Raw genomic sequence first — 17,416 nt, 5'->3', positions numbered from 1 at the left:
GCATCTCCTGGGGGCATCTTCAGTGCATTGCCACCTCGTAGTTCTTCTCGGTCGTCAGCGTGGGGTCCGGATGGGGATCATCCACCGGAGCGCAGCGTGCTTCGTGCTGCTCCGAGATCTGGCTGGTCCCGTTGCGGCGTTCCGCCTCTTGGTCCGGTTGCGGCGCCTCGAGCGATATCTCGGACAACGATCGTTTACGAGCACCCGTCAACGAGTCGACGGAGTAGAGGTCGGAGTCCGCGAGATCTCCTGGTCGGTCGAGCGCGGCCACATGCACGAAACTCGTGGTCGAAATCAGAAAACTCGTGGTCGAAATCAGATCAGCCAGAACCGCCCTCGTGACGTTTCCGAGCAGTACTGTTCCGGTGTGATCTCCCGCCCACTCAGCGCCGCCGACAAGGCGAACGCCGGGCTCCCAGTGAGCTCGCTGCGGTCTCCTCCGGTGTCGAGCTCGAGGGAGAGGTGACCTGATGGCGATCGTCGGCCACCCCCGCGTCTCAACGCTGGATCAGAACCTGCACTCGCAGATGGACGCGCTCTCCGCCGCCGCCGCGGTGAGACCTTCAGTGACAAGCTCACCGGGGAGAACGCGAACCGTTCGGGTCTCACGGCGTGCCTCGACCTCCTCCGCGACGACGCTGACGACGTCCTGCTCGCCTTCAGCACGGACCGTCTCGGTCGGTCGATGTCCGACGTCGTTTCGATCGTCGGTCAGCTGCAGCGCCGGGGTATCCAGTTCCGCTCCCTCACCGAACCGTTCGACACCACGACCGCCGGTGGAGACCTCTTTTCCCCAACTGCGCTGCCTTCGCGCAGATGAACGGCCGCATCACCTCCGACCGCACCCAAGCCGGCCTCGCCGCTGCTCGCGCTCGAGGACGTCACGGCGGACGTCCGAGCGTGGTCACTCCGGAGCGGCTCTCGGCCGCGCAGCACATGCGGACATCGACTCCGCCGACGCCCTGGGCGACGATCGGCTCCACGCTCGGGGTCGACGCATCGACGATCCGCCGTGCGGTCGAGATCGCCTCAGCGGACGCGACCGGCGCCGACGGTCTCTCGGGACATCGGCAGAGCAGATCGAGGACTACCGGGTCCGCCTGCGCTCTCTCATCTGGGCGGCACGGCTCCTGCGAGAGCTCAGCCACACGAAGGACGAGGGCGCCGTCCTCGTCGCGGTCAACTGGGCGTTCGATGCCGTCTACGACCTTTCCGAGGCCTACTGGATCCTGACCGGTACGAAGAAGCCATCGCTGGAGTGGCAGAACGACCACCTCGCGTCGCTGACCCCGACCGCAGGCGAGAAGGTCGGCGGGCTCCTCGCCGTGCGTGGGGCGATGACCCACCGGCTACTCCGATCGAGCGTCCTCAGCCCGTTGCGCGATCTGCCCTACGACTTCGCGAAGCTCACAGACTGGGTCTGGGCGGAGCAGTCCTGGCCAGCCGCCCAGCGCCTCGAGCGTCGAATGAGCTGGTACGTCGACCACGTCAGCACGAGACCGCTCTGGCACGCCTTCGACGAGGCCGAATACTGGTTCGTCACAAACAGCCCCGTCTCATTGACACCCCTGAATCCGGACGACACCGAGGGTTGGGTCTACGGCGTCTCGCCTCAGTATCAGGACACGTAGTCCGTCTGACGGGGAGCATCGACGTCGCCGACCTGGCGGAGTGCAGCGCCCGTCCGCGGTTGGTCTTCGGCACGTGCACGCGGCCGGACTGCGCGACCGCCTCGCTCGGTCCTTCGACCTGACCGAGGTCGCCGCGTCATCTTCGACGGCAGCAGTCGGCCGACGTGCTGCGGGAGGCGCGCTCGGCCTGAGCGGACGGTCGTGCGTGACGAAGGGCTGCCTCGCGGCTCCGGTGACGGCCGTTCGCGACGAGTCGGCGCCCACCGCGAGACGGCCCGTGCCTGGGTGACCCCGGCAGGGCCTGGCTCGCACGGGCTCGCGCTCCTACGGTCGTGCTGCAGTCGTGAGCACAGAACCGGAGGGGGTCGCCGTGTCGGACGAGCCGTCAGTGAGCATCGGCATCCCGTACGTCGACGGGGGGACGTCCGCGCAGGTGCTGGACGTGTACGGCAGGACGGTGTCCCCGGCGGAGGACGCCGCTCGGCCGGCCGTCGTGCTGGTCCACGGCGGAGGGTGGTTCCGGGGGGACAAGAGCAAGGAGCGAGCGCTCGCGACGATGCTGGTCGACGCCGGCTACCTCGTGTTCGCGGCGGACTACCGCGAGGCCCCGGACTCGATCTTCCCGGCCAGCAGGGACGACGTGCTCGCCGCCGAGCGGTGGGCCGTCTCGTCCGAGTGGGCGTTCGACCGGAGCGGGCTGGCGTTCTTCGGCGGATCGGCGGGCGGGAACCTGGTCGTGGAGGCCGCCATCGCCACCGGCCGGCCCGCCGTCAGCTGGTCGGGGATGTTCGATCGCCTCGGCATCGTCGAGGCGACGGACGGCCTCCCGGCCACGCCGACGACGCAGGACCTCGACGCCATGAAGAGCGCCGACATCAACCAGACCGGCCGGAACGACGCCTTCCTCCGCTGGACAATCCTCAACGAGGTCGGAGGCGACCGGGGGCTGCTCGCCGCCGCCTCCACCTCGCGCCACGCCTCGCCGGACGGCGGACCGGTGTTCCTGGCCAACTCGCTCGACGAGTTCGTGCCCGTGAGCGACGCGCAGGCGGCGCTGTCCGCGGTCGGAGTCGCCAGCACGCTGCAGCTGATCCCGGGCACCCGACACGCGGAGGGGTACACGGAGGCGCCCCTCGGCCCCTCGCTCGCCTTCCTCCGCGACGCCCTCCCGGCGGCCCGGGCATGACGGTGCCGGAGTTCGCCGGAGTCGGCAACGTCTTCTCCTTCGTCGACGACCTCGACGTGGCGGTCGCCTGGTACTCGGCGCGGCTCGGGCGCGACCCCGTCGTCCGGGACGGGGCGCTCGTAGCCTTCGACCTGGACGGCACCCGCCTGACGCTGCACGAGCGGGATGAGCTGAACCGGCCCGGACCCGCTGGGACGAGCCCGTACTGGACCGTCCCCGACGTCGACGCTGTCGTCGCGGACTGGACGGCGAACGGCGCCGTCGCCCACCGCGGTCCGAAGACGGCGTTCACGGGGGAGCGGCTGTGCCAGCTGCTGGATCCGTTCGGCAACCTCTTCTCGGTGCGGCAGGTCGTGCCCGGTGGCTGAGGACGTCGCGCCCGCTCCCGCCGCCTCCGCGCCGGTTCAGCCCTCCGCCTGGGCGCCCCTGGCGATCACCGCCTTCCGGGTGCTGTGGTTCGCCCAGCTGGGCAGCAACATCGGCACCTGGATGCAGACCGTCGGAGCCCAGTGGTATCTGGTCGAGGCGGCTGCGGGTGCGGCGGTCGTCGCGCTCGTGCAGACGGCGAGCCTGGCTCCCTCGATCCTGGTTGCCCTGCCCGCCGGTGTGCTGGCCGACTCGCTCGACCGGCGGCGGCTGCTGATCTGGGGCTCGTCGGCCAGCGCCGTGCTGGCGGCCGCTCTGACGGTCGTGGCGGCGGTCGGCGCGCTGACTCCCTGGACGATCCTGGCCTTCACCTTCCTGCTCGGCGTCACCTCCACCCTGACCTCGCCCGCCTGGCAGGCGATCCAGCCCGAGCTCGTGCCCCGGAAGCTGATCGCGGCGTCATCGGCTCTCGGCGGCGTGACGGTGAACGGCGCCCGCGCGGTCGGACCCGCGCTGGCGGGAGTCGTCCTCTCGGCGTTCGGCGCCCCCGTGGTCTTCGGCATCAACGCGCTGAGCTTCGTCGGCGCCGTGCTCGCCCTCCTCTGGTGGAAGCGGCCTCCGCAGACCGGTCTCGACGACCGCGAGCAGTTCGGTGCTGCGCTCACGGGAGGGATCCGGTACGTCGCCTCCGCGCACCTCGTCCGCCGGATCCTGCTCCGCTCCGCGCTCTTCGCCCTGCCGGCCAGTGCGCTCTGGGCTCTGCTGCCGCTCACGGCGAAGCGGCTCCAGCTCGACTCGAGCGGCTACGGCTTCCTCCTCGGTGCCCTCGGCGCCGGCGCCGTGCTCGGCGTCTTCGCCCTGCCGCTCGCCCGGCGGAAGCTCTCGGACGACGTGGTCATCGCGGCGAGCGCCGTGCTCTTCGCGGCGGGGACGCTCGCGGCCGCCTTCCTCCCGCTCGCGCCGACGCTGCTCCTGCTCGTGCTCGCGGGGCTGGCCTGGATCGGCACGCTGACCGTGCTGAACGCAGCACTGCAGCTCACCCTGCCGCAGTGGGTGCGGTCGCGCGGGGCCTCGATCTACATCCTCGTCTTCATGGGGACGATGGCGCTCGGCTCGATCGGCTGGGGTCTGGCGGCGCAGGTACTCGGCACCTCGGACGCCTACGCGGCGTCGGCCGCCCTGCTCCTCGTCGTGGCGGCCAGTGTGCGGGTGCTCCCTCTGCTGCCGGGGACGGGCACCGTCGACCGCAGCATCTCGATGTCGTGGCCCACGCCCACGCTGGTGTTCGAGCCGCAGCCCGCGGACGGTCCGGTGCTCGTGCAGATCTCCTGGACGGTCCGGCCCGGCTCCCTCGCCGCATTCCAGTCGGCGATGCGCCTCCTCGAGAGCTCTCGACGCCGGACCGGCGCCTCGAGGTGGGCCCTCTACCGCAGTGGGGAGGAGGCCGACGTGCAGCTGGAGACGTTCCTGGTGCCCTCCTGGGGCGAGTTCCGGCGGCAGGAGACCCAGCGGCTCACCGGCCGCGACCGCGAGATCCGCGCGGCGGCGCTGGCGCACGCCGACCGCGATCCGGTCGAGCGCCACTTCTTCCCGAGTCGGGCCGCGTCGTCCTGAGGGGCAGAGACATCGCGCGAGGGGGACGGAGGGAGGGGGCGGCGAGTCAGCCGCCGGCGGAGGAGCCGAAGCCGGACTTGCCGGAGGAGCCGAAGCCGCCGGAGAGGGTGGCCTTGGAGCCGACGGTCGAACCGGCCGGCGCCTTCTGCACGACGTCGGGCTGCGTCGCTCCGCGCGCCGCGAAGCCGCCGGAGCCGACGGGCGCCCAGCTGGTCGCGCGCGTCGAGTTCCAGCGGGACGACGCGAAGATCAGCGGGCCGATCCAGTAGCCGCCGGCGTAGTGGCCGCGGTACTCGTCGGTCGACTCGCACAGCTGCTCGGGGTCGTCGCCGACCTGCTCGCCCTGCGCCTGCAGCTGCGCGATCTGCTCCTGCACGTCGGCGAGGCAGTCCTCGCGGCTCGCGTACACGGGGCGCTCGGCGTTCTCGGGGATGACGTAGTCCTGACCGTCCGCACCGGTGGCGACGACGCCGTCGGTCGACGGGTCGCCGCTGGCCAGGGCGACGGCCAGGCCGACCGCGCCGACTGCGACCACGCCGCCGATGATCAGGCCGCGGCGGTTCTTCGCGATGCCGCTGATGCCGACGCTCCGCGAGCGGTGGGGAGCGGTGCGGGTGGCGCCCTCGGAGTCGGCGGTGCTGCTGCGCGTGCCGGTGCCGCTCGCGGGCTCACGGCTGCCCCAGGTGTCGCCGGAGCGGGGCGTGCCGGAGCCGTCGTTGCCGGAGCCGTCGTTGCCGGAGTCGCCGTTGCCGGAGTCGCGGTCGCCGGAACCGGGTGCGCCGGAGCCGGGTGCCCCGGGATCGCGGGTCCCGGAGTCGCCGGGGGTGCGGTCGTCGTCCGTCATCGGGTCTCCTCGTCCTGGGGGCGGGCCCCGCGGGTGTCCTGCGGGCGGTCGGGCTCGGGGACGCCGTACGCGGGCGCGGGGGTGCCGGGCTCGGGGGCGCCGAACGGGGGAGCGGGCTCCTCGCCTGCGCCGCGCGGGGGCCGGCCGGCGGCCGACGTGCCGTCCGCGGTCGGCGCAGCCCCGTCACTCCGTCCGCCCTCGATGAAGTGGGGGACGAACTCGGCCAGATCGCCGGTGATCGGGCCGCTCGTCTCGCGCACGTCGATGCCGGCCGGGGTCTCGCCGACGATCCAGCTGCCGAGGACGACGGTCTTCCCGTCGATGCGGGCCAGCTCGGCGCGCTCCTGGTGGATGAACCCCTCCGCGCCGTAACCGCCGCCGTTCTCGGCGACGACCGTGCCGTCGGCGTCGAGGACCGTCACGTTCGCGCCCTCCCGGCCCAGGCGCGGCTTGCGCACCTGCGCGGTGCCGGCGAGCGGCTGCACGGAGGCGGGCAGCAGGTTCGGATGACCGCGGAACATCTCCCAGAGCACCACCAGCAGCTGCTTGTTGCTGAGCAGGAGCTTCCACGCGGGCTCGACCCAGCGGGTGCGCTCGCGCCGGTCGAGGAGGAGCCCGCCGAACTGCTCGCCGAGCATCCACTCCCAGGGGTAGAGCTTGAAGACGTGCCGGATCGGTTCGCCGTCGGCGTCGAGGAAGCCCGCGCCGTCGAGCTCGTAGCGGATGTCCTCGACGAAGATCAGCTTGGGGTCGAAGCCGGCCTGCGCGGCGGTCTCGGCCATGTACGCCACGGTGTCGGCGTCCTCGACGATCAGCTCGCCGTCGCCGGAGTCGTGCAGCGACGCGAGGTGCAGGCGGGCGCCCTCGTGGAGCTGCCAGCGTTCGAGACGGAGGTGGCGCCACTGCTCGATCAGTTGCTCGTGCAGGCTGTTGAACTGGTCGGCGTCCGGCCCGCGTGTCTCGACCAGCCACTGCCACTGGGCCGCGGCCGTCTCGACCAGCGAGGTCGGAGTGTCGGCGTTGAACTCGAGCAGCTTCACTGCGCCCGCAGTGTCGTAGGCGAGGTCGAAGCGGCCGTAGACCGTCGGGTCGTCCTCATCCCAGGAGGTCCGCACCAGGTCGTGGAAGCGGGGCGGGATGCCGAACTCGGTGAAGCGGCCCTTGCGCACCACGAGCTCGCACGCCTCCATGCAGAGGTCGAACAGCTCCGAGGTCGTGCGCTCGAGCAGGTCGATCTCGGCGGGCTCGAAGGAGTAGGCCGCGGACTCGTTCCAGTAGGGGCGGCCGCCCTCGGAGGGGAGGTCGTAAAAGCTGAAGCCGATCTCGTCGCAGCGGGCTCGCCAGTCCGCTCGCGGAGTGAGGGTGTGTCTGCGCATGGTGTCCGATCAGTCTAGGTCTGGGGGTGCGCGGGAGGGCAGGGGTGGCGTCGCTCGCCGCGCTAGCCTCGACGGGAGCGAAAGGCCGTGCCATGACCGCACCCCTCCCGCTCGCGGGCGTACGCGTCCTCGAGCTCGGCAACTTCATCGCCGCACCCACGGCGGGGCGACTGCTGGCCGACTTCGGCGCCGACGTGATCAAGGTGGAGCGGCCGGGCACGGGGGACGAGCTGCGCCGGTGGCGGCTGCACGAGGGCTCCGAGACCTCGCTCCTCTTCCACACCATCAATCGCAACAAGCGCTCCGTCACGCTCGACCTGCGCACGGACGAGGGCCGCGACACCGTCCGCCGGTTCGTCGCCGAGTGCGACGTGGTGCTCGAGAACTTCCGCCCCGGCACGCTCGAGCGCTGGGGGATCGGACCGGACGTGCTCGACGAGGCCCGCCCCGGCATCGTGATCGGCCGCATCTCCGCGTTCGGGCAGACCGGCCCGCTCTCGGCCCGACCCGGGTTCGCGGCGGTCGCGGAGGCGATGGGCGGGTTCCGTGAGCTCGTCGGCGACCCCGACCGGCCGCCCGTGCGCGTGGGCGTCTCGATCGGCGATTCGATCGCGGGCCTGTACGCGGGCTACGGAGTGATGATGGCGCTGTTCCAGCGCGAGACCCGCCGCGCTGCGGGGCTCGGTCCGGCGCCGCTGGCGGAGCGGGTGATCGACGTAGCGCTGCATGAGGCGATGTTCTCGATGACGGAGTCGCTGATCCCCGACTATCAGGCGCACGGCATCGTCCGGGAGCGCGTCGGTGGACGGATGGAGGGCATCGCCCCGACCAACGCGTACACCTGCGCCGATGGGTCGAGCATCGTGATCGCGGGCAACGCGGACGCGATCTTCCAGCGGCTGATGGCGGTGATCGGCCGCAGCGACCTGGGCGAGGACCCGGCGCTCGCCTCGAACGAGCAGCGCTGGCTGCGGCGCGACGAGCTGGACGCCGCGATCGGCGCGTGGACGGCGGGCCGCACCGGCGCCGAGGCGCTCGCGGTCCTCGATGACGAGGGGGTCCCCTCCGGCCCGATCTACACCGCCGCCGATATCAGCGCGAGCGAGCAGTACGCGGCGCGCGACATGATCCAGCCCTTCGACGTCGAGGACGCCGGCGGCACGCTCCACGGCGTCGGTTTCCCCGGGATCGTGCCGGTGCTCGGCGGGCGCTCGCTCCCGATCCGCTCGCTCGCGCCCGACCTGGGGCGGGACACGGAGGAGGTGCTCGGAATGCTCCGGGGCGCCGATCCTGCTTCTCCCTCCGCTGCCGAGGAGGCCGGGCGGTGACCGCGCTCGCCGCTGCGCGCCTGCGCGACGTCACCCTCCGCGACGGCCTGCAGCTCACCGGCAAGCTCCTGACGACGGAGCGCAAGGTCGACCTCGCGCGCACGCTGCTCGCCGCAGGGGTGCCCGAGCTCGAGATCGGCTCACTCGCGCGCGGCGACCTCGTTCCTCCGATGGCGGACACCCTCGACGTGATCGCCGCGCTCACCCCCGAGGAGCTGGAGCGGTGCTGGGTGTGGGTCGCGACTCCGCGCCACGTGGAGCGGGCCGCCGCCGCGGGGGCCCGGCGCTTCCAGTACTGCTTCTCGGCGTCCGACTCGCACAATCTGGCCAACGTCGGCCGGCCGACGGAGGCGAGCCTGGCCGCGATGCCCGAGGCAGTCGCGCTCGCCGAGAGCGTCGGCGGGCGGATCCAGCTGTGCATCGCCACCTCGTTCACCTGCCCGTTCGAGGGGCCGGTCGATCCGGATCGTGTGCTCGCGATCGCGCGCGATCCGCGGGCGGAGGGTGCGGCCGACGTGGTCGTCTGCGACACGCTCGGGCAGGCCCACGCCGCAGAGGTGTCGTCGCTGGTCTCGCGCGTCGCCGCCGAGACTCCGCCCCGCGAGATCGTGTTCCACGGGCACGACACCTGGGGCTCGGGCGTCGCGAACGCGATTGCGGCCGTGCAGGCCGGGGCGGCGGCGGTCGACGGCGCGCTCGGCGGCCTCGGCGGCTGCCCCTTCGCCCCGGGCGCCAGCGGCAACACGGCGACCGAGGACCTCCTGTTCGCTCTGCGCCCCGACTGGTTCACGCCCGGTGCGCTCGCGGTCCTCGTCGGCGAGTCGGAGTCGCTGCTCGCCGAGCTCGGCGAGCCCGGCCGCTCCAAGACCGCACAGGGCGCCCGCTCGAACGCGCCCGCCTTCCCCTGGGCCCTGCCCGCCTGAACCTTCCGGAGTCCGCCGTTCCGATTCGTCGCGAACGGTCGCCTCCCGGTGGAGATGACGACGGTTCGCGAGCGGGGGCGCCGGGGTCAGCGCGCGAGCAGCGTGCCGAGGCGGGTGTGCTCGGTGCGGAGGACGTCGACCAGGAGTGTGGTGTCGGGGGCGGCGAGCCAGCGCTCAAGGGAGAGATCGAAGAGGGCGGAGGCGGTGAGCGCGACGAGGGCGGCGTCGTCGGGGGCGACTCCGGCATCGACGAGAGCGGCCCGCATGCTCTCGGCGAGAGCGGCCGACGTGAGCAACTCGCGCTCGCGCAGCTGCGGCTCCGAGCGGACAACGGCGCGGCGCGCGGCGATCTGGGCGCGCCAGGTCTGGAGGTCGCCCGAGGCCGCCGCTTCGAGGCCGTGCATCACCAGGGCCATCGGGTCCAGGCCGTCGGGGGCGTCGGCGAGCAGGCGGCCGACGACCTCCGGGAACTCGCGCTCGCGGAGGAAGAGGACGTCGCGCTTGTCGGCGAAGTGGCGGAAGAAAGTGCGGGTGGTGAGTCCGGCGCGCTCCGCGATCGCGGGGACGGTGGTGCCCGCGAAGCCGTGCTGGGTGAAGAGCTCCATCGCTGCGCGTTCGAGGCGGAGGGCGGCGTCGGGGGCCCAGCGTGGCATCCGCCCAGGATAGCTGACGACACGACGTGTCATCAGGAGTAGTGTGATGACACGTCCTGCCATCACTCTCGACTGGAGCCGCCCGTGCCCGAGAACACCGCCGCCCTGCTCACCGCCCCACGGGCCGACCTCGTCGTCCGCCCCGCACCGATGCCCGTCGCCGGCCCGGGGGAAATCCTGCTGCGCACTCGCGCCCTGGCCGTGAATCCGGTCGACGACATGAAGCAGTGGACCGGGGATCTGATGTTCCGGTGGGTGCAGTACCCGGTGGTGCTGGGGGAGGACGTAGCGGGAGTGGTCGAGGCGGTCGGCCCCGGAGTGACGCGGTTCGCCGTCGGCGATCGGGTCGTCGCGTACGCCGTCGGGATGGAGCGCGGGCGGCGGAATCACGATGAGGGCGCTTTCCAGGCGTTCACGGTCGTGCGCGAGGACCTTGCGGCGCCGATCCCCGACCAGCTGAGCTTCGAGGACGCGGTGGTGCTGCCGCTCGCGGTCACGACGGCGGCGGCGGCGCTGTTCCAGAAGGACCACCTTGCCCTGCCGCACCCGAGCGTCCCGGTCGCCCGACGGGAAGGACGGTCGTGATCTGGGGCGGGACGACGAGCGTGGGGAGCAACGCGATCCAGCTCGCCGTCGCTTCCGGGCACCGGGTGGCGACGACAGCGTCGCCGCGGAACCACGAGCGGATGCGTGAGCTGGGCGCCGAGATCGTGCTCGACTACCGCAGCCCCACCGTGGTCGCCGACCTGGTGGCGGCGCTCGCAGGACACGAGGTCGCGGGGGTGCTCGCGATCGGCACAGGGTCCGGCGCTTCGTCGGTGGCGATCGCCGCCGCCACCGGGGTGCGTCGCGTCGCCCTGGCCAGCCCCTCCGTCTCGTTCGGCTCGCTCCCGCGGCGGCGCGGGATCAGCACCGCCTTCGTGCGGACGATGCTGCGCCTGGCCGGCGGCACGGCGGCGCTGCAGATCGCGGCCCGACGCCGCGGCATCCGCGCCCGCTTCATCTGGGGCGGCTCGCCCATGACGAACGAGGTGGGACCGATGCTCTGGCGCGACCACCTGCCCGCCGTGCTCGCCGAGGGCCGCCACGTCTGCGCCCCGGCGCCCGAGGTGGTGGGCGACGGACTCGCCGCGCTGCAGCCCGCTCTCGACCGGCTGCACCGGGGCGTCTCGGCGATGAAACTGGTCGTTCGGCTCTGAGTGTCCGGGGTGCCGGCCGCGCCTCGACTACTCCGCTCAGCGACCAGGGGCAACCGGGTCGTGCCGCTCGCGCCTCCGGAAGCGGCCGCTCAGGCCCGGCCCTGCAGGATCAGGTTCCAGTACACCCAGGGCAGCACGCGGCGGTCGGCGATGAAGGTGATGCGCCGCTCCTTCGCCAGGCCGGTCCAGAAGGGGATGGTCGGCTTCGGGCGGTAGCGGTCGTCGAACTCGGCGAACACGACGCTCGAACGCGAGACGACGAAGGGGCAGACCGAGTAACCGTTGTAGACGCGGGGCAGCGGGCGGCCCTTCTGCGCGGCGACCAGGTTTTTCGCGAGCGTGGTGGTCTGCTGGCGCAGGGCTCCTCCTGACTTCGAGTTGACCGTGGCTGCGGCGTCGCCGAGCGCCCAGACGTCGGGGAACCGCGGGTGCCGCAGGGTCAGCGGGTCGACCTCGACGAAGCCGCCTTCGTCGCCCTCGGCGGCCAGTCCGGTGCCGGCGAGCCAGTCGGGGGCCGACTGCGGAGGGACGGCGTGCAGCACGTCGTAGGCGATCGTCTCGCGCGGGCCGTCGGTCCGGCGCTGCGCCCGGTCGGGGCCGGGGAGCGCTGGGGCGCGGTCGTCGACGGCGAGGACGACCCTCCGCTCGCCCGCGTCCACCTCGACCAGCTCGCGGCCGTAGCGGACCTCGATCCCGTACTCCGTGACCTTCCGCTCCAGCTCGGAGTCGATCAACGGCATCCCGAACAGGGTGGGGGTCGGCACCACGAGCACGACGCGGATGCGGTCGAGGACACCGGTCGCCCGCCAGTAGTCGCAGGCGAGGTACATCGGCTTCTGCGAGGCGCCTGAGCAGGTGCCGGGGCCGCCGGGCTGCGTGAAGACCACGGTGCCCGAGCGGACCTCACGGAGCACGCGAGACGCCTTGCGCGCGTACTCGTACTCGTAGTTCGACACTCCGAACGGCGAATCCATCGCCTCCTGCAGCCCGGGGACTGCGGCCCAGTCCATCTGAATCCCGGGACAGACGATGAGCTGCCCGTAGCCGATGCGATGGCCGGAGAGGGGGGTGACCGAGTGCGCGACCGGGTCGATCGTCTCGACTCGATCCTGGATCCAGGCGACCCCCTTCGGGGTGACCGAGCCCTGGGGCCGGGTCGCGGCGGACGCGGGAGCGGTGCCTCCGGCGACATGGGAGAGCATCGGCTGGTAGACGTGCGTAGACCGGGGTTCGATCACCGCGACGTCCGCGACTCCGGAGCGCCGCAGCCGCCCCGCCGTGGAGAGGCCGGCGTTGCCGCCGCCGATGATGAGGACGTCGTGGCGGGCTGCGCCGGGATCGGTCATGGCCTCACCCTAGGCTCGCGCGCTGGCGCGGGGACGGGGTTGCGCGCAGCCCCGGAGGCCGACGGACGCTCCTTGTGTTCATAACGCAGGATAAATTCGGTTCGACCGGCGGGAACAGGCGGATCGAGCGCCCTGCTCCGCCATCCTTCCTGAGTTGTGAACATCCTGTGGCGTCCAGGGCCCGCCGGTACCCTGAGATCGTGTCCGTCTCTCCCACGTCGCTGTCGCGCTCCCGCGTGCGCGCCGCCGCGGCGTACCCGAATCGGCTGCTGCTGACCAAGCGCGCCTCGGGCACCAACGGCTGGCTCAGCTCATGGGGGACGAACGCGCACGGCGAGATCGCCGGCTGCCCGCCGCCGCGCGCCTGACCCGCGACCGCCCCTCCTCCGGAGCCAGCGGCCGCGTCCCGCGCTCGCCCACCCCTCCGGACGGAACCCCTCATGCCCCACCAGTCCCTGCCCTCCGACCAGGCCCCCCACTCGATCTGGAGGGGCTTGCGCCAGACCCTCCAGAAGGACACCGTCGGCGGGGCGTTCCTGCTCACCGCGACCCTGCTCGCGCTGATCGTCGCGAACAGCCCCGCCTCCGCGCTCTACACGGCCGTTCGCGATGTTCGCTTCGGCCCCGAGGCCCTGCACCTCGAGCTGAGCGTCGGATCGTGGGCGGCCGACGGACTGCTCGCGATCTTCTTCTTCGTGGTGGGCCTGGAACTCAAGGAGGAGTTCGTCGCGGGCAAGCTGCGCGACCCCAGGACGGCGCTCGTGCCGATCGTCGCGGCCGTCGGCGGCGTGGCCGTCCCCGCGCTGATCTTCACCGCCGTGAACCTGCCTCGCGGCGGTGCTGCGCTCGATGGCTGGGCGATCCCCGCCGCCACCGACATTGCCTTCGCGGTCGCGGTGCTCGCCGTGGTCGGCCGCTTCCTCCCGCCGGCGCTGCGGACATTCCTGCTCACGCTCGCTGTGGTGGACGACCTCATCGCGATCACGATCATCGCCGTCTTCTACACCGCCGGCATCGACGTGCTGATGCTCGCTCTCGCGCTGGTGCCGCTGGCGGTCTTCGCGGTCTGCGTGCAGCGCGGCGTGCGCGCGTGGTGGGTGCTGATCCCGCTCGGAGTCGCGACCTGGGCGCTCGTGCATGCCTCGGGCATCCACGCGACGGTCGCCGGTGTGCTGCTCGGCTTCACGGTGCCGGTCGTCGCCACGACGCGCGCCCGGGTGCAGGTGGGGGCGGATGCGGAGGGCCGGCCGGTGTACGACGGCCTCGCCGCCCACTTCGCCGACCGCTGGAGCCTGCTGTCGACGGCGGTCGCGGTGCCCGTGTTCGCGTTCTTCTCGGCTGGAGTGACGGTCGGCGGCGTCGCGGGCCTCGTCGACTCGTTCCAGGACTCCATCGCCGTCGGCATCATCGCAGGCCTCGTGCTCGGCAAGCCGCTCGGAATCGCCGGGAGCACGTTCCTCGTGACCCGGTTCCGCGGTATCGGGCTCGATCCGTCGCTGCGCTGGGCGGACGTGATCGGCATGGCGTTCGTGGCGGGCATCGGATTCACCGTCTCGCTGCTCGTCGGCGAGCTCTCGTTCGGCGCGGGTAGCGAGTCCGACGACCACGTGAAGGTCGGCGTCCTGGCCGGCTCGTTCCTCGCGGCGGTGATCGGAGGAGCGATCCTCGCGGTCCGCAACCGCCACTACCGCCGTGTGCGGGACTGACGGCGGCGATCCTGCTACGCCCGTTCATGCTGGTCGAGGAGCGGCCGTGGGCGGCTCGAGACCCCGATGCTCGGAGGGGTGGATCGCGAGTCGTTCGCCTGCGCGCGCTACCCTCGCCCGTGCTCCTTCGAGCACCCGCCCCCGACCCCAGGAGCCCCGATGGCCGCCCCCACCGTCCTCTTCGTCTGCATCCACAACGCGGGCCGCTCGCAGATGGCCGCCGGCTATCTCCGCGCGCTCTCGGGCGGCGCCGTCGAGGTCCGCTCCGGCGGCTCCGAGCCCGGCGACAGCATCAACCCGGTCGCGATCCGGGCGATGGCGGAGGAGGGCATCGACATCTCGCAGGGGGTGCCGCAGCTGATGACGACCGAGCAGGTGCAGGCGTCCGACGTCGTGATCACGATGGGCTGCGGTGACGTCTGCCCGGTCTTCCCGGGCAAGCGCTACGAGGACTGGGACCTCGCCGACCCGCACGGGAAGGACCTCGACGAGGTGCGTCCGATCCGCGACGACATCAAGCGGCGCGTGCAGACGCTCGTCTCGGAGCTGCTGCGAGCCTGAGTCGCGGCCCCACCGGCGGCTCGCGGGCAGTAGGTTGCGGGGATGAGGTGGCGAGCGGGAGTGGTGGCGGTGCTCGTCCTTGCGCTCGTCGGGTGCACGCCGCAGTCCGGGGTCGCTCCCGAGCCCGAGACCACGGTCGCCTCCCCCGCAGGGCAGGTGGTCGGCAACTACGGCGACCTGCACGTCGCCCCCGACGGCTCGATGCTGTTCTGCTTCTCCGACGTCGACCCCGGATTCACCGGACTCTGGCGCGAGTGCCAGGACGGGATCCGCACCGACGGCGTCGACCCGGCCGCGGTGGACGCGACGCTCGGGGAGACGGCGACCGCCGATCCGGGCGGACACCGCTGGGCCGGCGCAGCGGCAGGCAAGCGTACGACGGAGGACGGCACGGCCGTGTACACGGTGTTCCTCGCGGGCACGCGGACCGAGGACACGTTCACCGTGACGGCGGTCGGCGAGGGCACCTACCGGGTGCCGTCCCAGTACCAGGAGCTGCAGCCTGGCGTGCCGGGCGGGTTCCTGGTGCGGCTCGATCCGATCCTCGCGCCGTCGCCGACGGACTAGCCCCTCAGACGGACTAGCCCCTCAGGTCGCCCGATCAGCCTCGACCCGACCGCCTAGAGCGGCCGCGGCCGGTACCGCTCGATCAGCGCGTCGAACAGCCCGTTCATCCGCTCGTCGACGACTCGTCGCGACGGATCGGCGTCGTACCACTCCACGATCTCGCGCGCACCGTCGCTGAAGCGCACCGAGGGGGAGTAGGCCGGGACGAGGCGGCGGATCTTCGCGGTGTCGAAGACCATCGAGTGCGCCTTGTCGCCGATGATGCCGGCGCCGAGCTCGGGGTCGGCCGCGGCGATCGCGTCGGAGGCGACGTGGACGAGGCGCGGTTCGACTCCGGCCGCCGCGGCGAGGCAGCGGTGGATCTCGTCCCAGGTCGGTGTCTCGTCGCCGGTGATGTGGAAGGCCTCGCCGATGGCGGCGGAGGCGCCGAGCAGCCCGACCAGGCCGACCGCGACGTCGTCGGCGTGCGTGAGCGTCCACAGCGAGGTGCCGTCACCCAGGACGACCACTTCCTGGCCGCGGCGCATCCGGTCGACGACGGTCCAGCCTCCGTCGACCGGCAGCGCGGTGCGGTCGTAGGTGTGCGAGGGGCGGACGATCGTGACCGGGAAGCCGCTCGCGCGGTACTCGGCGACGAGCAGGTCCTCGCAGGCGATCTTGTCGCGCGAGTACTGCCAGTAGGGGTTGCGCAGCGGAGTCGATTCGGTGACCGGGAGGCTGCGCGGCGGCTTCTGGTACGCCGAGGCCGAGCTGATGAAGACGTACTGGCCCGTCCGGCCGGCGAACAGGTCGATGTCCTGCTGCACGTGCTCGGGGGTGAAGGCGACGACGTCGATCACGGCGTCGAAGCTCCGGTCGCCCAGGGCGGCGGTGACGGAGTCGCGGTCGCGGCCGTCCGCCTGCACCGCACGGACGCCCTCGGGCAACGGCCGGAGCGACGTCCGGCCCCGGTTCAGCACGGTCACGTCGTGGCCGACCCGCAGTGCCTCGCGGACGCAGGCGGCGCTGATGATGCCCGTCCCGCCGATGAACAGCACGCTGAGCGACATGGATCCTCCTCCGACGGCGCCCGCAGTGGACGCCATCCCGATTCCCGCACATCGCGGCCCCGAGCGGGAGACCCTTGACCGCGCCGGCGCTCGGGCCGACTAGCGCTCGACGGGACGCGGCTGCTCGTCCTCCGGAGTCCGGACGAGTAGCGCCTCGGGGGCGACCGCGGGCGCGATCCGCTGCTCGATCCAGCGCCCCCAGGCCGTGCCCGCCAGGATCAACGCGATGCCGACGAAGCCGACCGGCGCGATCGCATCGCGAGCGAGCGCGACTCCGACGACCGCGGCCCACACCGGCTCGGTGCCCAGCAGGAGGCTGACCCGCGACGGGGAGGTGCGGCGCACCGCCCAGGTCTGCACGAGGAAGCCGAACACGGTGCAGACCAGGACGAGGTAGAGGAACAGGCCGGCGCCGACGGGGTCGAGCCCCGCGACGTACTCGGGCATCGGCACGCCGACGACGAGCGAGGCGGCGCTGAATACGACGGCGCAGGTGCCGAGCTGCACCGTCGTCAAGCGGAGGGAGTCCATCGGCGCCCGGGCCGAGAGGCGGTGCATCGAGGTGACGTGCACCGCCCGCACGACGGCGGCGCCGAGGATCAGCAGGTCGCCGGGGGAGAGCGGGCGGAGGGCGCCGTTGCCCGCGAGCAGCGCGACTCCGACGACCGCGACGACGCAGGCGAGCAGGAAGCGGCCCGGGAGTCGGCGCTTCGACACGGCGGAGTCCAGGATGGGGGTGATCACGATGGTCAGGCTGATGATGAGGCCCGCGTTGGTGGCCGAGGTGCCGGCGATGCCGTAGGTCTCGAGCGCGAAGATCGTCGCGAGCAGCCCGCCGAGGGTGACGCCCACTCGCCACTCCGCCGCGGTGATCCGATGCCGTCGCACCACGACGATCGCGGCCAGGCAGAGGGCGGCGAGGGTCATCCGCGAACCGAGCAGCGCCAGCACGCTGGAGTCGGAGACGAGCTCCTTCGCGGCGAAGTAGGTCGAGCCCCAGGAGGCGGCGACCACGAGCAGGAGGAGGTCGACCCGGAAGCGGGAGAGGAGAGCGCGCACGGCTCATG

19 protein-coding genes and 1 pseudogene are annotated in these 17,416 nt (G+C 72.4%); 13 read left to right on the top strand and 7 right to left on the bottom strand.

Features of this window, described 5'->3' with window-relative positions; translation table 11 throughout:
• Positions 1–19: 19 nt before the first annotated feature.
• Positions 20–271, bottom strand: coding sequence for a hypothetical protein (locus A6122_RS14425; RefSeq protein WP_068256321.1), 252 nt, complete (start codon positions 269–271; stop codon positions 20–22).
• 342 nt (positions 272–613) lie between these two features.
• Here A6122_RS14425 and A6122_RS17795 point away from each other — a divergent pair.
• From A6122_RS17795 to A6122_RS14405, 5 genes and pseudogenes are all read left to right on the top strand, one after another.
• Positions 614–820: pseudogene (locus tag A6122_RS17795) on the top strand (recombinase family protein); the annotation flags it as partial.
• Entirely contained in the window at positions 777–1,631 is an 855-nt protein-coding gene (locus A6122_RS14420) for a hypothetical protein (protein WP_068256318.1), read from the top strand. The pseudogene A6122_RS17795 and the gene A6122_RS14420, both read left to right, overlap by 44 nt.
• 343 nt (positions 1,632–1,974) lie before the next feature.
• On the top strand, positions 1,975–2,817 hold the full coding sequence (locus A6122_RS14415; RefSeq protein WP_167542398.1) for an alpha/beta hydrolase: 843 nt from the start codon (positions 1,975–1,977) through the stop codon (positions 2,815–2,817).
• A complete protein-coding gene (locus tag A6122_RS14410; RefSeq protein WP_104261835.1) occupies positions 2,814–3,185 on the top strand; it encodes a VOC family protein in 372 nt (123 codons plus the stop codon). Before A6122_RS14415 ends, A6122_RS14410 begins: the two co-directional genes overlap by 4 nt.
• Positions 3,178–4,797 carry an MFS transporter gene (locus tag A6122_RS14405; RefSeq protein ID WP_068256310.1) on the top strand — a complete coding sequence of 540 codons (1,620 nt, stop codon included), beginning with the start codon at positions 3,178–3,180 and terminating at the stop codon, positions 4,795–4,797. The genes A6122_RS14410 and A6122_RS14405 overlap by 8 nt, the downstream gene beginning before the upstream one ends.
• A gap of 46 nt (positions 4,798–4,843) precedes the next feature.
• Here the strand turns inward: A6122_RS14405 and A6122_RS14400 are convergent, their stop codons facing one another.
• Together A6122_RS14400 and A6122_RS14395 are read right to left on the bottom strand one after the other, a co-directional pair.
• Positions 4,844–5,641 carry a hypothetical protein gene (locus tag A6122_RS14400; protein WP_068256307.1) on the bottom strand — a complete coding sequence of 266 codons (798 nt, stop codon included), beginning with the start codon at positions 5,639–5,641 and terminating at the stop codon, positions 4,844–4,846.
• Positions 5,638–7,017, bottom strand: a complete 1,380-nt coding sequence (locus A6122_RS14395) for a glutathionylspermidine synthase family protein (protein WP_068256304.1) — start codon at positions 7,015–7,017, stop codon at positions 5,638–5,640. The genes A6122_RS14400 and A6122_RS14395 overlap by 4 nt, the downstream gene beginning before the upstream one ends.
• A gap of 92 nt (positions 7,018–7,109) precedes the next feature.
• Here A6122_RS14395 and A6122_RS14390 point away from each other — a divergent pair, with 92 nt between their 5' ends.
• Positions 7,110–8,345 carry a CaiB/BaiF CoA transferase family protein gene (locus A6122_RS14390; protein WP_068256301.1) on the top strand — a complete coding sequence of 412 codons (1,236 nt, stop codon included), beginning with the start codon at positions 7,110–7,112 and terminating at the stop codon, positions 8,343–8,345.
• A complete protein-coding gene (locus A6122_RS14385) occupies positions 8,342–9,268 on the top strand; it encodes a beta/alpha barrel domain-containing protein (RefSeq protein WP_068256299.1) in 927 nt (308 codons plus the stop codon). The genes A6122_RS14390 and A6122_RS14385 overlap by 4 nt, the downstream gene beginning before the upstream one ends.
• 86 nt (positions 9,269–9,354) lie before the next feature.
• Here A6122_RS14385 and A6122_RS14380 read toward each other — a convergent pair whose 3' ends face one another.
• Positions 9,355–9,921 carry a TetR/AcrR family transcriptional regulator gene (locus A6122_RS14380; RefSeq protein WP_068256296.1) on the bottom strand — a complete coding sequence of 189 codons (567 nt, stop codon included), beginning with the start codon at positions 9,919–9,921 and terminating at the stop codon, positions 9,355–9,357.
• Positions 9,922–10,005: 84 nt separating this feature from the next.
• Here A6122_RS14380 and A6122_RS17440 point away from each other — a divergent pair, with 84 nt between their 5' ends.
• Both A6122_RS17440 and A6122_RS17435 read left to right on the top strand, forming a co-directional pair.
• Positions 10,006–10,506, top strand: coding sequence for an alcohol dehydrogenase catalytic domain-containing protein (locus A6122_RS17440; RefSeq protein ID WP_237358205.1), 501 nt, complete (start codon positions 10,006–10,008; stop codon positions 10,504–10,506).
• Complete coding sequence (locus A6122_RS17435; RefSeq protein ID WP_237358204.1) at positions 10,503–11,120, top strand: MDR/zinc-dependent alcohol dehydrogenase-like family protein; 618 nt, start codon at positions 10,503–10,505, stop codon at positions 11,118–11,120. The genes A6122_RS17440 and A6122_RS17435 overlap by 4 nt, the downstream gene beginning before the upstream one ends.
• Before the next feature lie 89 nt (positions 11,121–11,209).
• Here A6122_RS17435 and A6122_RS14370 read toward each other — a convergent pair whose 3' ends face one another.
• Complete coding sequence (locus A6122_RS14370) at positions 11,210–12,466, bottom strand: NAD(P)/FAD-dependent oxidoreductase (protein ID WP_068256293.1); 1,257 nt, start codon at positions 12,464–12,466, stop codon at positions 11,210–11,212.
• A gap of 200 nt (positions 12,467–12,666) precedes the next feature.
• On the opposite strand from A6122_RS14370, the gene A6122_RS14365 reads away from it, so the two are divergent.
• The 4 genes from A6122_RS14365 (at position 12,667) to A6122_RS14350 (ending at position 15,300) form a co-directional block, all read left to right on the top strand.
• Complete coding sequence (locus A6122_RS14365; RefSeq protein ID WP_157593827.1) at positions 12,667–12,834, top strand: hypothetical protein; 168 nt, start codon at positions 12,667–12,669, stop codon at positions 12,832–12,834.
• 72 nt (positions 12,835–12,906) lie between these two features.
• Positions 12,907–14,172: a Na+/H+ antiporter NhaA gene (nhaA, locus tag A6122_RS14360; RefSeq protein ID WP_068256288.1), complete on the top strand. Its 1,266-nt coding sequence runs from the start codon at positions 12,907–12,909 to the stop codon at positions 14,170–14,172.
• A gap of 159 nt (positions 14,173–14,331) precedes the next feature.
• Positions 14,332–14,733, top strand: a complete 402-nt coding sequence (locus A6122_RS14355; RefSeq protein ID WP_068256285.1) for an arsenate reductase ArsC — start codon at positions 14,332–14,334, stop codon at positions 14,731–14,733.
• 42 nt (positions 14,734–14,775) lie between these two features.
• On the top strand, positions 14,776–15,300 hold the full coding sequence (locus tag A6122_RS14350) for a hypothetical protein (RefSeq protein ID WP_146077305.1): 525 nt from the start codon (positions 14,776–14,778) through the stop codon (positions 15,298–15,300).
• Between the two features lie 53 nt (positions 15,301–15,353).
• Here the strand turns inward: A6122_RS14350 and A6122_RS14345 are convergent, their stop codons facing one another.
• Positions 15,354–16,349, bottom strand: coding sequence for an SDR family oxidoreductase (locus tag A6122_RS14345; RefSeq protein WP_068256280.1), 996 nt, complete (start codon positions 16,347–16,349; stop codon positions 15,354–15,356).
• A gap of 99 nt (positions 16,350–16,448) precedes the next feature.
• Positions 16,449–17,408, bottom strand: a complete 960-nt coding sequence (locus tag A6122_RS14340; RefSeq protein WP_068256277.1) for a DMT family transporter — start codon at positions 17,406–17,408, stop codon at positions 16,449–16,451.
• Positions 17,409–17,416 lie beyond the last annotated feature (8 nt).

It is taken from the genome of Rathayibacter tritici (genome assembly GCF_001641005.1).
Classification (GTDB): domain Bacteria; phylum Actinomycetota; class Actinomycetes; order Actinomycetales; family Microbacteriaceae; genus Rathayibacter; species Rathayibacter tritici.
The sequence above is the reverse complement of the archived record's forward strand: the minus strand, read 5'-3'. Positions and strand labels throughout refer to the sequence as shown.

Excerpts from the sequence above, each read along its gene's own strand:
- A6122_RS14410 (WP_104261835.1), top strand. The coding sequence starts at position 2,814 with ATGACGGTGCCGGAGTTCGCCGGAGTCGGCAACGTCTTCTCCTTCGTC.
- A6122_RS14400 (WP_068256307.1), bottom strand. The coding sequence starts at position 5,641 with ATGACGGACGACGACCGCACCCCCGGCGACTCCGGGACCCGCGATCCC.
- A6122_RS14395 (WP_068256304.1), bottom strand. The coding sequence starts at position 7,017 with ATGCGCAGACACACCCTCACTCCGCGAGCGGACTGGCGAGCCCGCTGC.
- A6122_RS14390 (WP_068256301.1), top strand. The coding sequence starts at position 7,110 with ATGACCGCACCCCTCCCGCTCGCGGGCGTACGCGTCCTCGAGCTCGGC.
- A6122_RS14380 (WP_068256296.1), bottom strand. The coding sequence starts at position 9,921 with ATGCCACGCTGGGCCCCCGACGCCGCCCTCCGCCTCGAACGCGCAGCG.
- A6122_RS14370 (WP_068256293.1), bottom strand. The coding sequence starts at position 12,466 with ATGACCGATCCCGGCGCAGCCCGCCACGACGTCCTCATCATCGGCGGC.
- nhaA (WP_068256288.1), top strand. The coding sequence starts at position 12,907 with ATGCCCCACCAGTCCCTGCCCTCCGACCAGGCCCCCCACTCGATCTGG.
- A6122_RS14355 (WP_068256285.1), top strand. The coding sequence starts at position 14,332 with ATGGCCGCCCCCACCGTCCTCTTCGTCTGCATCCACAACGCGGGCCGC.
- A6122_RS14350 (WP_146077305.1), top strand. The coding sequence starts at position 14,776 with ATGAGGTGGCGAGCGGGAGTGGTGGCGGTGCTCGTCCTTGCGCTCGTC.
- A6122_RS14345 (WP_068256280.1), bottom strand. The coding sequence starts at position 16,349 with ATGTCGCTCAGCGTGCTGTTCATCGGCGGGACGGGCATCATCAGCGCC.